13 protein-coding genes are annotated in these 15,898 nt (G+C 71.7%); 2 read left to right on the top strand and 11 right to left on the bottom strand.

Going from position 1 to position 15,898, the window contains the following annotated elements; genetic code table 11:
- Nucleotides 1-59: 59 nt before the first annotated feature.
- Complete coding sequence (locus tag AB5J55_RS03180) at nt 60-821, bottom strand: SDR family NAD(P)-dependent oxidoreductase (protein WP_369269162.1); 762 nt, start codon at nt 819-821, stop codon at nt 60-62.
- Nucleotides 822-977: 156 nt separating this feature from the next.
- On the opposite strand from AB5J55_RS03180, the gene AB5J55_RS03175 reads away from it, so the two are divergent.
- Entirely contained in the window at nt 978-1,640 is a 663-nt protein-coding gene (locus AB5J55_RS03175) for a TetR/AcrR family transcriptional regulator (protein ID WP_369269161.1), read from the top strand.
- Nucleotides 1,641-2,208: 568 nt separating this feature from the next.
- Here the strand turns inward: AB5J55_RS03175 and AB5J55_RS03170 are convergent.
- From AB5J55_RS03170 to glyA, 10 genes are all read right to left on the bottom strand, one after another.
- Entirely contained in the window at nt 2,209-2,631 is a 423-nt protein-coding gene (locus AB5J55_RS03170; RefSeq protein WP_369269160.1) for a PTS-dependent dihydroxyacetone kinase phosphotransferase subunit DhaM, read from the bottom strand.
- Nucleotides 2,624-3,223: a dihydroxyacetone kinase subunit DhaL gene (dhaL, locus tag AB5J55_RS03165; RefSeq protein WP_369269159.1), complete on the bottom strand. Its 600-nt coding sequence runs from the start codon at nt 3,221-3,223 to the stop codon at nt 2,624-2,626. Before dhaL ends, AB5J55_RS03170 begins: the two co-directional genes overlap by 8 nt.
- Before the next feature lie 46 nt (nt 3,224-3,269).
- Nucleotides 3,270-4,262 (bottom strand): dihydroxyacetone kinase subunit DhaK, encoded by a 993-nt coding sequence (gene dhaK / locus AB5J55_RS03160; protein ID WP_369269158.1) that lies wholly within the window; start codon nt 4,260-4,262, stop codon nt 3,270-3,272.
- 380 nt (nt 4,263-4,642) lie between these two features.
- Nucleotides 4,643-6,604, bottom strand: coding sequence for an FHA domain-containing protein (locus AB5J55_RS03155; protein ID WP_369269157.1), 1,962 nt, complete (start codon nt 6,602-6,604; stop codon nt 4,643-4,645).
- A gap of 93 nt (nt 6,605-6,697) precedes the next feature.
- Entirely contained in the window at nt 6,698-8,344 is a 1,647-nt protein-coding gene (locus AB5J55_RS03150; RefSeq protein WP_369276076.1) for a serine/threonine-protein kinase, read from the bottom strand.
- A 361-nt stretch (nt 8,345-8,705) separates the two neighbouring features.
- On the bottom strand, nt 8,706-9,329 hold the full coding sequence (locus tag AB5J55_RS03145) for a sarcosine oxidase subunit gamma (protein ID WP_369269156.1): 624 nt from the start codon (nt 9,327-9,329) through the stop codon (nt 8,706-8,708).
- A complete protein-coding gene (locus tag AB5J55_RS03140; RefSeq protein ID WP_369269155.1) occupies nt 9,322-12,186 on the bottom strand; it encodes a sarcosine oxidase subunit alpha family protein in 2,865 nt (954 codons plus the stop codon). Before AB5J55_RS03140 ends, AB5J55_RS03145 begins: the two co-directional genes overlap by 8 nt.
- Entirely contained in the window at nt 12,183-12,482 is a 300-nt protein-coding gene (locus tag AB5J55_RS03135) for a sarcosine oxidase subunit delta (protein WP_369269154.1), read from the bottom strand. The genes AB5J55_RS03140 and AB5J55_RS03135 overlap by 4 nt, the downstream gene beginning before the upstream one ends.
- Before the next feature lie 23 nt (nt 12,483-12,505).
- On the bottom strand, nt 12,506-13,726 hold the full coding sequence (locus tag AB5J55_RS03130; protein ID WP_369269153.1) for a sarcosine oxidase subunit beta family protein: 1,221 nt from the start codon (nt 13,724-13,726) through the stop codon (nt 12,506-12,508).
- On the bottom strand, nt 13,723-15,057 hold the full coding sequence (glyA, locus tag AB5J55_RS03125; protein WP_369269152.1) for a serine hydroxymethyltransferase: 1,335 nt from the start codon (nt 15,055-15,057) through the stop codon (nt 13,723-13,725). Before glyA ends, AB5J55_RS03130 begins: the two co-directional genes overlap by 4 nt.
- Nucleotides 15,058-15,151: 94 nt before the next feature.
- On the opposite strand from glyA, the gene AB5J55_RS03120 reads away from it, so the two are divergent.
- Nucleotides 15,152-15,817, top strand: a complete 666-nt coding sequence (locus AB5J55_RS03120) for a GntR family transcriptional regulator (RefSeq protein ID WP_369269151.1) — start codon at nt 15,152-15,154, stop codon at nt 15,815-15,817.
- Nucleotides 15,818-15,898 lie beyond the last annotated feature (81 nt).

Below are 15,898 nucleotides of genomic sequence, written 5' to 3'. Positions count from 1 at the left end.
TCGGGGCGGTCGTCGTGTCGTCGGGCCCTCGTGTCGTCGTCGGCGAGTGAATAGGGCCGTCAGACCGCCGACCAGCCGTCGTCGACAGGCAGGATCACGCCGTTGATGTTGCTCGCCGCGTCCGAGGCGAGGAAGACGATGGCGGCGGCCTGCTCCTCCGGCTGGGCCAGCCTGCCGAGGTTGACGAAGTGGGGGCCGAGGGCGGCCGGCCCGTGCGTGTCCTGCGCCGCATCCACGACCATGCCCGTCCGGGTGCCGCCCGGGGCGATGGCGTTGGCCCGGATTCCCTGCTTGCGGTACATCACCGCGAGGGACTTCGTCAGCCCCACTACGCCGTGCTTCGACGCCGTGTACGCGGCACCGGCCGCACTGCCCCGCAGGCCGGCCTCCGACGCCGTGTTCACGATGGCACCCCGGCCCGCCTCCAGCATGTGCGGCAGCGCGGCCCGGGTGAGCAGGAACGGGGCGGTGAGGTTGACGCGTATGACCCGCTCCCACTCGGCGTCGGTGACGTCCGCCAGGGCCGACATGCGGTCCATGATCCCGGCGTTGTTGACCAGGACGTCGACGCCGCCGAAGCGTTCGACGGCGGTCTCGACGACCCGGTTCACGACGGCCTGCTCGCTCAGGTCGCCCGGCACCGCGACCGCGCTGCCGCCGGCCTGCGCGATCTCCTTGACGACCGCCTCCGCGCCCTCGGCGTCGAGGTCCGCCGCCACGACCCGGGCGCCCTCCTTCGCGAACGCCAGGGCGGCCGCGCGCCCGATGCCCGAGCCCGCTCCGGTGACGATGACGCTGCGCCCGTCCAGTCCGCCGCTCATGAAGTGCTCCCATACGTGTGGCGAGGGGGTGTCCTGTCCGCCGGGCGGCGTGGCGACCGGGCCCGGGGGCCTCACCATACGACTTAATGTCGCTGAGTGACATAAAGTCGTCGGGGAGAATTCCGGGAGAGCGATCAGCGTCGGCCGGAGGACACCATGACCGCAGCCCGTGGACGTACGAGCCAAGCCGCGAGCCGGCCCACGGGGCGACCGCCCCTGACCGACGAGCGCAAGGCCGAGATCCGGCTGGAGATCGCGCGGGCGGCCGTGGACCTGTTCGTCACCCAGGGCGTGGCGGCGACCACGGGCGAGCAGATCGCAGCGGCGGTCGGAGTCTCCTCGCGGACCGTGTGGCGCTACTTCCCGAGCAAGGAGAACTGCGTACGTCCGCTCTTCTCGGCCGGGATCGACCTGATCGCCGACTGCCTGCGGCGGTGGCGGGCCGGGCAGCCCTTGGAGGAACTCCTCGACCAGGAACTCGCGGACGAGCAGCACGAACTCGCCGGCCCGGACCGCGCGACCGTCGGTGCGCTGGTACGGCTGACCCGTACCGAGCCCGGCCTGCGCGCGATCTGGCTCCAGGCCTACGACGAGGCCGAACCGGCCTTCGCCCGAGCCCTCGCCGAACGGGCCGGCCTACCCGCCGACGGCCTCCGTCCCACGATCCAGGCAGCGATCTTCAACGCGGCCCTGCGCGCCGCGGTCGAGCACTACGCCTGGCACACGGCCGACACCCACCCCGACCGCACGACGGCCCAGACCGAACTGGCGGCGACGCTGCGCTCGGCGCTGGGGGTTGTGGCGGAGGGGGTCGGGTAGGGGAGCCGGGCCGTACCTGCGCGAAGCTGCGGTGTCGGGCCGCCCGCTCGCCAGGCGCACCGGGGCATCGGCGGGACGCCTCCCGACGCCGGGAGCGGTGGCCATCACCTCGCGGTGTTGCGGGGAAGTCGGCCGCAGGGAGCGGCAGCGAGTGCCTCAGGGCACGGCCGCCAAGCACGTGGGGTGGGGGAGGGGCCCGGGGGGCGCGGCCGAGGGGCGGTGGTCGGCGGACGCTGGGGCGGCGGGCCGGCGTCAAGGGGTTGGGATCCCGCGGGTCGGCCGTCAACGGCCCAGGGGAGCGTGGCCTCCGCCCGGGCGGCCGCCGGGCGCGTGCAGTGTGGTTGAGGTTTCGTGGGGTGCGGCCGAGGAGCGGTGGCGGGCGGGAGAGGGGCGCGCTGGGGTGCGGGCCGCCGTCATGGGGCCGAGACCCCGTGGGTCCAGACGCCAAGGTCCAGGGGCCCGGCCACCGCTCGCAGAGCGGCACCGGCGGGCAGGGCCCCGCGGCACGCATCCCGGTCGCCGGAACACCGCCGAGGGGCCCTGGCCGTCACGGCTGCCGTAGGGCGTCCTACACCTTCCGGTACGTGTACGCCTCCGCAGCCGCCGCCTCCACCGCCGCCAGGTCGGCGCCCGCCGCTGCGGTGACGACCGCGGCCACCGCGCCCTCGACGAACGGGGCGTCCACCAGGCGTGTGTTGTCGGGGAGTTCGTCGCCCTCCGCGAGGAGGGCCTTGACGGTGAGGACCGCGCTGCCCAGGTCGGTGAGGACCGCGACCCCGGCGCCGCGGTCGACGGAGGCGGCAGCGGCGGCGATCAGTTCGGAGCTGGTGCCGAGCTCGCCGCCCTCGGTGCCGCCCGCCGGGGCCACCGGCACGGTCGTCGAGCCGCCCGCGAGCCCCTGGGCCAGCTCGGCGACCGACGCGGCCACCTGCGCGCTGTGCGAGACCAGCACCACGCCTACCAGTCCCTCGTCCTTCTTCGCCTCACTCACCGTTGGCCTCCGCCAGTGCCGCGATCAGCAGCGCCGATGACGTGGCGCCGGGATCCTGGTGGCCGATGCTGCGCTCGCCGAGATAGCTCGCCCGCCCCTTGCGGGCCTGCAACGGCGTCGTCGCCAGGGCACCCTCCTCGGCCGCGGCCCGCGCCGCGGCGAAACCGTCACCGAGGGCGTCCACGGCCGGCACCAGCGCGTCGATCATGGTCTTGTCGCCCGGCGCCGCACCCCCGAGCGTCATGACCGCGTCCACCCCGGCCCGCAGCGCCTGGCCGAACTGGTCCTCGCTCACCTCGCCGGTATCCCCGAGGGCCTTGCCGGTCCGGCGCAGCAAGGTCCCGTACAGCGGGCCGGACGCCCCGCCGACCGTCGAGATCAGCTGCCGCCCGGCGAGCATCAGGATCGCACCGGGCGTCTGCGGGTCCTCCTTCTCCAGCGCCGTCGCGACGGCGGTGAACCCGCGTTGCAGGTTGCTGCCGTGGTCGGCGTCCCCGATCGGTGAGTCGAGGGAGGTGAGCCGTTCCGCCTCACGGTCGACGGAGGCGGTGGTCGCCGTCATCCAACGGCGGAAGAAATCGGCGTCGAGCACTGGATCTCCTTGCATGGCAGGTGCGTTGCGGTCGCCCGGCTCCGGATCACATACCCCACCGCAGCCCCGGCGTCTTCACCGGCGCGTTCCACAGCCGCAGCAGCTCCTCGTCGACCTGGCACAGGGTGACCGAGGCGCCGGCCATGTCGAGGGAGGTGACGTAGTTGCCGACGAGAGTGTGGGCGACGGTCACTCCGCGCTGGGCGAGCACCCGCTGGACCTCGGCGTTGAAGCCGTACAGCTCCAACAGCGGCGTCGCGCCCATGCCGTTGACCAGGACGAGCACGGGATTGCGCGGGGTCATGTCGTCCAGGATCGCGCCCACCGAGAAGTCGGCGATCTCGCCCGAGGTCATCATCGCGCGCCGTTCCCGGCCGGGCTCGCCGTGGATGCCGATGCCCAACTCCAGCTCGCCGGGCGGCAGATCGAAGGTGGGGCTGCCCTTGGCGGGGGTGGTGCAGGCGCTGAGGGCGACGCCGAAGCTGCGGGAGTTCTCGTTGACCTGCCGCCCGATCGCCTCGACCCGCTCCAGCGGCTGCCCCTCGTCGGCGGCGGCACCGGCGATCTTCTCCACGAACAGGGTCGCGCCCGTGCCGCGCCGCCCGGCCGTGTAGAGGCTGTCGGTGACCGCCACGTCGTCGTTGACGAGCACCTTCGCGACCTGGATGCCCTCGTCCTCGGCCAGCTCGGCGGCCATGTCGAAGTTGAGGACGTCGCCCGTGTAGTTCTTCACGATGAACAGCACACCCGCCCCGCCGTCCACGGCGGCCGCGGCCCGCGCCATCTGGTCCGGCACCGGCGACGTGAACACCTCGCCCGGACAGGCCGCCGACAGCATCCCCGGACCGACGAATCCACCGTGCAGCGGCTCGTGCCCCGACCCGCCGCCGGAAATGAGGGCGACCTTCCCCTCCACGGGGGCGTCTCGCCGAACGATCACCCGGTTGTCCACATCGACGACCAGCTCGGGATGAGCGGCAGCCATTCCGCGCAGCGCGTCCGCGACCACGGTCTCCGCGACGTTGATCAGCATCTTCATGGGTACCTCCTGGTGAGACTGGCGCCAACCTCCTGACCTGCGCTTGTCCAGGTCAGGGAAGGTGGGGCAAGGCTTCGATCTTGGCGGTCCGTGGCGGTCGTGGGCGGTTTCGGGAGGTTCCGGCGAAACGGCGTGTCGTCGCCGAAGCCCTGATGTCGGCAGTATCGCCCTTGTGGCAGCGAAGGTCACGTGCACAGGTACTCGGGGCGCGCCCGTGGCCAGGAGGGTGCCCTCGACCCGCCGTCGTGACCTGGTGCGCCGGCAGGTCCTCCGTCAGTCGGTCGCGCACGGCAGACAGCGCGCTGACCAGCGGGAAGGGGAGGAACGGCGGCCGCTCACGGCCGCCGGATCCGGAGGCGGCACCCGTCACGGGCAGCGGCTCACGACGGTGCGACTGCCGGGCCCGCGTCGTGCGGGTTGAGGAACCTGGCCTCCTGCGGCACCTGCGGCGCGAGGTCGGTGCGCGGGTCGGGAGGGCGGGGCACGAAGACGGGGACTTCCGACTGGTAGAAGATGTCGATGTCGGCCTCCTCACCGCTGACGATCAGGGTGTCCCACGCCCCGCTCTCCTGAAGCGTGCGCAGTGTCTCCGGGGCGAGCTCGGCGAGGTGGGCGCGCAGCACCTCGTCGGTCGGCATGCCCGGCAGGCGGGACGACAGGCGCTCGCGGATGGCGATCATGCGGTCGAGCAGCAGGTCGAGGTCGGAGCGCTTCGCGGCGGAGCCGTCGTCCGGCCGCATGCTGCGGGCGACGATGTCCTTGATGGCGCGGGTGATGCCCTCGTCGTCGGTGGCCACCATCGCGTTCCAGGCCCGGGACTTGTGCCGGTACTGAAGCATCGACATCGCCGCCTCGTGCCGGATGAAGTCGGCGTCGCGAAGCGGTCGGCCCTGCCAGACCCGGCTGAGGGAGCGGGCGAGTGAAGTGGCCGACGCCAGGCCGCTGTTGAGGCCGCGGCCGGGCCAGAAGTGGATGGCGTTCGCCGCGTCGCCCAGCAGGAAACCGAAGGTTCCCGGGCTCTTCGCGGTGGGCCGGCTGAGCTGGGCCGTGAAGCGCGGGCGCTGCACCATGTCCAGCCGGAAGGAGGTGACCGCCGACAGGTCCTCCTCGGGCACCCCGAACATCTTCAGCCCCTCCAGGATCCGCTTCCACAGCGGCGAACCTTGAAGCAGGGCCGGCAGGAACAGGGTTCCGTGCGTGGGGCAGGTGAACTCGTTGTGCTCGCCGCGGGTCATCACGCAGGGCCGGGCGGCGATGCACTCCTCGAAGACCTTGCGGACCGGGTCGATGCCGATCACGTCCTCGGCCTCCTCGCGGGTGAGCCGCATGTTCAGGAAGCCCTCGCCGCGCAGCGAGTTGAGCAGGAAACGGTTCTGGGACACGGTGAGCAGGACGCTCATCGGGTCCGGCAGCGTCGACTTCACCCGCAGTCCCAGCACGATGTCCCGCAGGTGCTCACCGTCGAGGGAGTAGATCGAGGCGTCGGCCGCTCCGAAGCGGTCGGCATAGTGTTCGCGGGTACGGGAACGCCCGCCCTCGGCGATGACGAGCACGTGGTCCTGGGCGATCCGGCTCTGCTGCTCCGCCACGTCGAAGCGCTTGGGGACCAGCCTGATGCCCTCGCGCCTGTTTGCCAGCTCCAGCAACTGGTCCTCGACGTAGGCGATACGGATGTTGCGCGGCGGACGGCCGTCCACCGAGTCCGGTCCGACGGGCCACATCTCCGAGTAGCCGGCCGCGTTGTCGAACAGCGCCGAGCGGACCTCCTCGGACAGCGCCAGGTACTGCCGGCTCTGCACCGTCACGACCTGCTGGCGCCGTACGTTGCCGTGCCGCTCGTCCTTCCAGACGACGGTGGAGCCCTCCTTGCGCCAACGGGCGTCGTACACGGTGATCTGCGTACGTCCCCGGAGTTGCTCCTCCAGCGCCAGGGCGAAGGCGAGACCGACCGGCCCACCGCCGGTGACCGTGACGCGCAGGGTTCCCGAGTCGGCGCTCGGGTCGATGCGCGGGGAGTTGAGGAGGGAGAGGTCCATGACCGTCTCCATCGCTTCCTGCGCTTCGTAGAGGAAGGTTTCGTCGCCTATTCGTATGCAGTCGTTGGGCCGCAGCACGTGTCGCGTGACGCGTTCGTCGTTGACGTAGGTGCCGTTGCGGCTGTCACGGTCGTACAGGACGAACCCGGCGTCCTCCGAGACGATCTCGGCGTGCAGGCGCGAGGCATTGGCGCTCACCAGCACGATGCCATTGTCGCCCTTACGGCCGAGGGTCAGCGGTGCACCGTCCAGAACCACACTCTGACCAGTGAAGGGACCGGTTTGTCCCACGATGATCGACGGCACCTGCGTACTCCTCGCACTCTGTGTGAGGGAACCCCCCCGGGACATACACGTAAGTATGCCCCGCCGCGGTTCAACCGATCTTGGAACACTGGTCTACTCGCACGTCACCGAGAAGGGCACCGTGTTCGAGGTCGTCCCCAGGGGGCCCTTGACCTCCACGCCGATCTCGCTGGTGAAGGTTCCGGCCCTGGAGTACGCCGTCAGGCGAACGACGTCCTGGCCCGTACGGTCCCCGTCGCTCGTGAAGTTGAGGGAGCGCCACTCGCGATCGACCACCGAACCGTCCTTGGACACCCACCGGTAGGTGATCCTGGCCGGTACCTCGTCCACGGCGAACGTCGCCGTGAAGGTGGGCGCCTGGTCGGCCGGCGGCGAACACTCCCCGGCATAGGTCGTGTTCACGCCCGTCACCGTCGCACGGACCTGCTGCGATGTGGCGGTGTCCTTGTCGTTCCCGCCCTCGTCCGCGCCCCGATTGACCAGCACGTAGCTCAGCCCCGCGGCGAGGAGGGCGCAGGCCGCCGCGGCGGCGATCAGGGCCGCGGTGCGTCGGCGGCGGCGCGGGACGCCGGCAGGCTGCGGCTCGAAGGGGATGGGCGGGCCGAAGACGCCGGGCGGTGCGGTGACGGCGGGTTGAGCGGGCTGCGGCGGCCGAGGGGACTGTGTGGGCTGGGCCGGTGATGCCTCGGTCACATCGCGCGTCGCCGCCGCCGCTGACGTACCGTCACCGGCGGTCGGTGCGTCACCAACCGTGGGGATGTCACCCACCGTGGGCGCGTCACCGACGGTGAGGGTTCCGTCGGCCGTCGGGACCTGCGAGGCGCCGGCCGCGGGGGCTTCGAGGGCGGCGCTCGTGGGCGCTTCCTCGGCGGCCGTCGGGGGCGTCGCGGCCGTACCACCCACCGCGATCGCCCGCAGCTCCCGCTCGGCCTGCTCGGCGGGCATCCGCTCGGTGGGCTCCTTGCGCAGAAGCCCCTCGATGATCGGGGTCAGCGGGCCGCACCGGCGCGGCGTCGGGGGGTCCTCGTCGACGATCGCGCGCAGAGTGCTGAGCGGGGTGTCCTGACGGAACGGGGAGAGGCCCTCCACGGCCGCGTAGAGCAGAACGCCGAGCGACCACAGGTCGGACTCGGGACCGGGAGTGCGGCCGAGGGCCCGCTCGGGCGGAAGGTACTCGGGGGAGCCCACGACCTCGCCGGTCATGGTCAGCGAGGAGTCGCCCTCGACCATGGCTATGCCGAAGTCGGTGAGTACGACGCTGCCGTCGTCGCCCAGCAACACGTTCGCGGGCTTCACATCGCGGTGCAGTACCCCCTCGCCGTGCGCGGCGCGCAGAGCTGACAGGACCTCGGCGGCGATCTGCGCCGCCCGCTTCGGGGCCAGCGGTCCCTCGGCGCGCAGCAGGTCTCCGAGGGAGCGCCCCCGCACGAGTTCCATGACGATCCAGGGGCGGCCGTCGTCGGTGGCCACGTCATAGACGGTCACCACGTTGCGGTTGGGGATGCGGGCGGCGGCCCAGGCCTCGCGCTCGAGCCGGGTGTACATCCTCTCGATGTGCACGGCGGACAGCCCGGCCGGGGCACGCACCTCCTTGACGGCGACGTCGCGGTGGAGCGTCTCGTCGCGCGCCCGCCACACCGTTCCCATGCCGCCCTCGCCGAGGCGCGACAGCAGCAGGTAGCGGCCCGCGACCCTCCGCCCCTGGTCCGGTGGCACCTGCACGGCCTCCTTGTTGTGCATCCGGACGGCTCTCCCTCTCCTCGTGCGGCGGCCGGGGCGATCGCCGATGTCGCCCTCGCGCAGCAGTTCCGCATCCCCGTATACAGCGCTCGACGGCGAGCCCGCCACCCCGAGGGTGGCCTCCCGCGTCGCGGCCCGGCGATCACCGACCGGCGCGGACACATGATGTCGCACGTGCCCGACCGGCCGTCATGGCCCCCCGCCCGTTCCCCCCGACAACGCGCCGTCCCTCCCGGACAGTTCCTCGCGCGGAGGCGACGGGGCCGGTGCCGCCCGCCGCTTCCCGGACCTTCCAGGGGCCGCCTTGTGCTACACGCCGAAGCCGGTTCGAAGGGTTCCACCCATCGTGGGAGACAACGAGTCAGGGAATCTCCGGCCCCCGGTACTCGCGCATCGCGTCGATGAGCCAGCGGGCCAGGTAGTCGGCGAACGAGGACCGTGGGAAGAGCCGGTACGTCGGCTCGTCGTCGACCTGCCACAGCAGTACGGCTACCGGCCCCACCGTGGTCGACACCGCCCGGCCGGGACCGAAGGCCCGAGGGTGCAGGTCCAGCGGGCAGCCTTTCTCCAGCACCTGCCGGGCGGTCGGGCCGCTCAGCTCCAGGGTGGTGCGGTTCGCCGAGACGTTGACGACCGAGCCGGGGTCCGCACCGAGTGCCTCCTTCAACTCGGTGGCCACGGAGGGGGCTTCGGACAGTACGAGCCACTCGTCGGGGCCGAGCCAGACGATCGTGTGGGCATCGGACGCGGTGGTGTGGCCGCAGTGCTGGGGGAGTGGTGCCCCCAGGGTCTTGGCCATGCGGTCGGCCGCCTCGGAGGCGGGATCGACGCGCAGGTTCACCATCGTGAGGAACGGCCGCTCGGCCAGCGCGACGCCCCGGGCGCCGCTGACGGTCGCGGCGCGCATCCGTTCCTCCAGATGCGCCAGGGGGCTGGTGCGCGGTGCCACCGGGCCGGAGCCCGTGTCGGTCGTGGGCTCAGCCATCTCGCTTGGTCCCTTCGGGGTCGTAGAGGACGAAGTCGGTCACCTCGACGGGCACCAGGCCCTCACCCACGGGGGCGAGCAGGGTCTCGCCGATCCTCGCCCGCCCGTCGGCGACCAGGGCGAGGGCGAACGGGCGGCCGAGGGCCGGGCTGTGGTAGCTGGAGGTGACGTGGCCGAGCATCGGCACGGGCACCGTCTCCAAGGAGACGTCCGGCGCCACGAGTTGGGCGCCCTCGGGCAGCCGGGTGGTGCGGTCGGTCGGCAGCAGGCCGACCAGTTGCTTGCGGTCGGTGCGGCGGGTGTCGGCGCGGGCGTAGGACCGCTTTCCGATGAAGTCCTTCTGCTTCGAGACCACCCAGGACATGCCCGCGTCCTGCGGGGTGACGGTGCCGTCGGTGTCCTGGCCGACGATGATGTAGCCCTTCTCGGCGCGCAGGACGTGCATGGTCTCGGTGCCGTACGGGGCGATGTCGTACGGCCGGCCGATCGCGTACACCTCCTCCCAGACCGCCAGGCCGTACCAGGCGGAGACGTTGATCTCGTAGGCGAGTTCACCGGAGAAGGAGATCCGGCAGATGCGGGCCGGTATGCCGGAGGCGAGGGTGGTCTCGCGGAAGGCCATGAAGGGGAACGCTTCGTTCGACAGGTCGACGTCGGGGGCGAGGTGAGCGACGACCTCGCGCGACTGCGGGCCCACGACGGCGATGGTCGCCCACTGCTCGGTCACCGAGGTGCAGTGGACGTCGAGTTCGGGCCACTCCGTCTGCAGCCACTCCTCCAGCCAGTCCAGGACCCCGGCGGCACCGCCGGTCGTGGTGGTCATGAAGTAGCGGTTGTCGTCGAGGCGCAGGGTCACGCCGTCGTCGAAGATCATGCCGTCGGGCTTGCACATGACGCCGTAGCGTGCCGTGCCGGGCTTCAGCTTCTTGAAGGCGTTCGTGTACATGCGGTTGAGGAACTCGCCCGCGTCCGCGCCCCAGATCTCGATCTTGCCGAGGGTGGAGGCGTCCATGAACGCCACCCCCTCACGGGCCGCCCGGCACTCGCGGGCCACAGCCGTGTCCATGTCCTCGCCGGGGCCGGGGTAGTACCGGGGCCGTTTCCACTGCCCGACGTCCTCGAACACCGCCCCTTGAGCGACGTGCCACGTGTGGATGGACGTCGTGCGCTCCGGGTCGAACAGCTCGCCCCGCTCACGCCCGGCCAGGGCGGCGAATGCGATCGGCGTGTACGGCGCGCGGTAGGCCGTGGTGCCGATCTCGCCCAGCGAACCGCCGAGGGCCTCGGCGATCACGCCGATCGCGTTGACGCCGGAGGTCTTGCCCTGGTCGTTCGCCGTGCCGAGCGACGTGTAGCGCTTGACGTGCTCCACACCGCGCATGCCGGCACCGGTGGACCGCCAGACGTCGGCGACGCTGACGTCGCGTTGGAGGTCGACGAAGTGGGTGTCCCAGGTGGCGGGTTCGCCGTCGGGGGCGGGGACCAGCCACAGTGCGCGCACCGGACCGGGCGCGGATCGCGCATCGCCGAGCGACGGTACGACGACCGGGAAACCGGCGTCCGTCGCGGCCTGTGCCCCCGCCCGCGCCCCTTCGGCCAGACAACCGTCGAGGTCGTACGTCCCACGCGCCGCCCCCACGACCTGCTGGTCCCGCACGGTTCCGTCGGGGACGAACGCGACCTGCTCCTCGTCCCAGCGCAGCCGACCCTGACGCTGGCTGTGCAGGTGCACCACCGGGCTCCACCCGCCCGAGACGGCGAGCAGGTCGCAGTCGAACGACTCTGCGGCACCCACGAGTCGGCCGTCCTCGTCCAGGGCCTGCACGGTGACGCCGGTCAGCCGTCCGGCGCCCGCCGCGGAGACCACCGCACTGCCCGACAGCACCCGCACCCCGGTCGCCCCGGCGACCTCGGCGGCCCGGTGGGACAGTTCGGGGCGCGCGTCCACGACGGCGGCGATGTCGATCCCTGCGGCGTGGAGATCGGCGACGGTGTCGTACGCGCTGTCGCTGGTCGTGCTGACGACAGCCCTCGAACCCGGCACGACCGCATACCGGTTGAGATACGAGCGCACGGCGCCGGCGAGCATCACCCCGGGCAGGTCGTTACCGGCGAACACCAGCGGACGTTCGTGGGCCCCGGTCGCCAGGACGACCTGGCGGGCACGGATGTGCCACAGCCGTTGGCGCGAGATGCCCTCGGACGGGTCGGGGGCGTCGGCTCCGAGGTGGTCGGTGCGCCGCTGGAGGGCCAGTACGTAGTTGTCGTCGTACGAGCCGAAGGCCGTGGTGCGTTGGAGGACCACGACCTCGGGGGCGGCGTCGAGTGCCGCGCGCACCTCGGCGACCCATTCGAGGCCGGTCCGCGTGCCGGAGAGCAGCGAACCGCCGGGCTCGGGCTGGTCGTCGACGAGGATCACCCGGGCGCCGGAGCCGGCGGCAGCGGCGGCGGCCGCGAGTCCGGCCGGTCCGGCGCCGACGACCAGGACGTCGGTGTGGACGTACTTCTTGTCGTACACGGCGGGGTCGGGGGCCGGGTCGAGCCGGCCCATCCCGGAGAGGGTGGTGGCGGACAGCCCGTCGTACAACTCCACGGTCGTGGCCGGGAGCATGCCCTCCGAGCACGAACCGTCGATCTGCACCAGGGCGTTGGGTTCCTCCACGCCCGCGGCAACGATGCCGCGCGGGCGGCCGCGGTAGAGCGACGGGGCGACCCCGACGACACCGTTCGCCAGCATCGCGGAGGCGACGGTGTCTCCGGGGTGACCGGTCATCTCCCGTCCGTCGACGGTGAACCGCAGCACGCGGGCACGGTCGATACGGCCGCCCTGCCGTCGCCGGAATCGCTGGTCGGTCATCGGTTGTTCCCTCCGGCCTGGGGCAGTTCGGGGCGGGGCTCGTCGAGCCGGTAGGAGCTCAGCACCTCGTAAGTGACGGTGTCGCGCAGGACGTTGAACCAGCGCCGGCACCCGGTGCTGTGCATCCACCGCTCGGCGAAGGGGCCCTTGGGGTTGTCGCGGTAGAAGACGTACTCGGCCCACTGCTCGTCGGTGAGGTCGGAGGGGGTCTCGGGGTAGGGGACATGGGCCTGTCCGCCGTAGTGGTACTCGGTCTCGTCGCGGGGGCCGCACCACGGGCAGCTGATCAGCAGCACGGTGTCCTTCTCTCAACAGGCTTTCAGTGGGCCACGGCTGCCGCGCCGTGCTCGTCGATCAACGCGCCCGTCGCGAAACGTTCGAGGGCGAAGGGGGCGTTCAGCGGATGCGGTTCGCCCGTGGCGATGGTGTGCGCGAAGGTCCAGCCCGCCGCCGGGGTGGCCTTGAAACCGCCGGTGCCCCAGCCGCAGTTGACGTAGAGGTTCTCGACGGGCGTGGTCCCGATGATCGGGGAGGCGTCCGGAGTGACGTCCACGATGCCGCCCCAGGTCCGCAGCACGTGCGCCCGGGCGAAGACGGGGAACAGCTCGACGGCGGCGGCCATCTGCTGCTCGATGACGTGGAAGGAACCGCGCTGGCCGTAGCCGTTGTACGAGTCGACACCCGCGCCCATCACCAGCTCGCCCTTGTGCGCCTGGGAGACGTAGACGTGCACGTGATTCGACATGACAACCGTGGGGTGCACCGGCTCGTGCAGCTCGGAGACCAGTGCCTGCAGCGGGTGGGACTGCACCGGCAGCCGTACGCCCGCCCGCTCGGCCAGCACGCTGCTGTGTCCGGCGGACGCGAGGCCGACCCGGCCGGCGAGGACACGGCCCCGGTTGGTCTCGACGCCCACGACCCGGTCGCCATCCTTGAGGAAGCCGGTGACCTCGCAGCCCTGGATCAGGTCCACGCCCATCTCGTCGGCCCGGCGGGCCAGCGCCCAGGCGACGTGGTCGTGCTTGGCGATGCCGGCCCGGGGCTGGAAAGTGCCGCCCAGGACCGGATAGCGGGTGCGGGGCGAGACGTTGAGGATGGGGCAGACCTTGGCGACCTCGTCCGGTTCGAGCCACTGGGCGTCGACTCCGTTGAGGCGGTTGGCGTTGACGCGGCGCACGCCCTCACGGACGTCCTGCAGGGTGTGTGCGAGGTTGAGGACGCCTCGCTGGCTGAACAGGAAGTCGTAGTCCAGCTCCTGCGGGAGGCCCTCCCACAGCTTGAGCGCGTACTCGTAGATCGCCGCGCTCTCGTCCCACAGGTAGTTCGAGCGGATGATCGTGGTGTTGCGCGCCATGTTGCCGCCGGCCAGCCAGCCCTTCTCCAGGACGGCGACGTCGGTGATGCCGTGGTTCTTGGCGAGGTAGTACGCGGTCGCCAGGCCGTGCCCTCCGGCGCCGACGATGACGACGTCGTAGGAGGAACGCGGCTCGGGGTTGCGCCAGAGGAAGTCCGGGTGCTCCGGCAGCGGCTGGGCGGTCATGCCGCGTCTCCGATCAGGTGGGGGTTCCCGGTCAGGTGGGGATAGAGGGGGAACGCACCGGCGAGCTTCGCGACCCGCTCCCGCAGCAGGCCCGCGCGCTCGTCGCCGAGCTGCTCCGCCATCAGGGCCTGGGCGATGATGTCGGCGACCTCGCGGAACTCCGTCTCGCCGAAGCCGCGCGTGGCCAGGGCCGGGGTCCCGATCCGCAGCCCCGACGAGATCATCGGCGGGCGCGGGTCGAACGGCACCGCGTTGCGGTTGACGGTGATGCCGATGCGGTGCAGCCGGTCCTCGGCCTGCTTCCCGTCGAGCGCGGAGTTGCGCAGGTCGACGAGGACCAGATGGACCTCGGTGCCGCCGGTCAGCACGGTGATCCCGGCCTCGGCCACGTCATCGGCCAGCAGCCGTCCGGCGAGGATGCGGGCGCCGTCCAGAGTGCGCCGCTGGCGCTCCTTGAACTCCTCGCCCGCCGCCACCTTGAAGGCCACCGCCTTCGCCGCGATGACATGCTCCAGCGGGCCGCCCTGCTGGCCCGGGAAGACCGCCGAGTTGATCTTCTTGGCCAGGTCGGCCCGACTGAGGATCACCCCGCCGCGCGGGCCGCCGAGGGTCTTGTGCGTGGTGGTCGTCACGACGTCGGCGTACGGCACCGGGCTCGGGTGCAGGCCCGCGGCCACCAGGCCGGCGAAGTGCGCCATGTCCACCATCAGGTACGCGCCCACCTCGTCGGCGATCCGCCGGAACGCGGCGAAGTCCAGCCGCCGGGGGTAGGCCGACCAGCCGGCGACGATCATCTTCGGCCGGTGGGCCAGGGCGAGCTGCTCGACCTCGTCCATGTCGACACGCAGGTCGGACTCGCGCACGTGGTACGGCACGACGTTGTACAGCTTGCCGGAGTAGTTGATGCGCATGCCGTGGGTCAGGTGACCGCCGTGCGCCAGGTCGAGGCCGAGGATCGTGTCGCCGGGGTCCAGCAGCGCGAACATCGCGGCCGCGTTGGCCTGGGCGCCCGAGTGCGGCTGCACGTTCGCGGCCTCGGCGCCGAAGAGTTCCTTCACCCGGGCGATGGCCAACTGCTCGACGACGTCCACGTGTTCGCAGCCGCCGTAGTAGCGACGGCCCGGGTAGCCCTCGGCGTACTTGTTGGTCAGCACCGACCCCTGGGCCTCCATGACGGCGGCCGGGGCGAAGTTCTCCGAGGCGATCATCTCCAGGGTGGACTGCTGCCGGTGGAGCTCCGCGCCGACGGCGGCGGCGACATCCGGGTCGAGCTCGCTCAGCGGGAGGGAGAGGGGAGAGGCGGACGTGGTGATCGACGGGTTCGCTGCCATCTGTGCACCATCCTGGGAGCCAACTAATGAGCAACTGATATATCAACCTCTGCGGTACGGTATGAGAGCTCGCCGGACAGGTCAAGGGGGCCTCATGCAGAACGTGGCGACCGCGCCCAGCGGTGAGGAAGTGTCCCTCGCCGAGCGGGCCTACCGTGCCATCCGCGACCGGCTCGTCATGCTCGAGATCCGCCCGGGCGCGCCGATCAACGAGGACCAGCTGGCGCAGTCCCTCGGCGTCGGACGGACGCCGGTGCGCGAGGCGCTCAAGCGGCTCCAGTACGAGCGGCTCATCACGACCTACCCGCGTCGCGGCACCTTCGCCACCGACGTCAACATCACCGACCTGGCTCACATCTCCGAGGTGCGCCTGGAACTGGAACCCCTGGCCGCCGCCCAGGCCGCACGCCGTGCGACGGCCGCGGACCGGGCAGTCCTGACGGCCCTGCGGGTGGAGCTGGAGAGCGAGGGGCCCCGACAGCGCGACGCCGCCGAGCTCATGCACCTGGACCTTCAGGTCCACCGCGCCATCTACGCCGCCACGCACAATCCGTACCTGGAGGACACCCTCGTCCGCCACGACAACCTGGCGACCCGCATCTGGTGCCTGTTCGTCGACCGGCTGTCCGACATGGCCGGCCATGTCGAGGAACACGGACCACTGGTCGAGGCGATCGTCGCCGGGGAACCCGACAAGGCGGCGCAGCTCGCCCGCAGCCATGTCGAGGGCTTCGAGAAGGCCATCCGCGAGGCCATCTGATCCGCGCGGGGTCACCAGAGATACGGCGCCACTCGCGCGCCCACGTCCCCGCGCTGCACGACCCCGATCACCTCAAGGCCG

It is taken from the genome of Streptomyces sp. R11 (assembly GCF_041051905.1).
Classification (GTDB): Bacteria; Actinomycetota; Actinomycetes; order Streptomycetales; family Streptomycetaceae; genus Streptomyces.
Note: the sequence above shows the minus strand (reverse complement) of the source record. Positions and strands in the feature narration are given on the sequence as shown.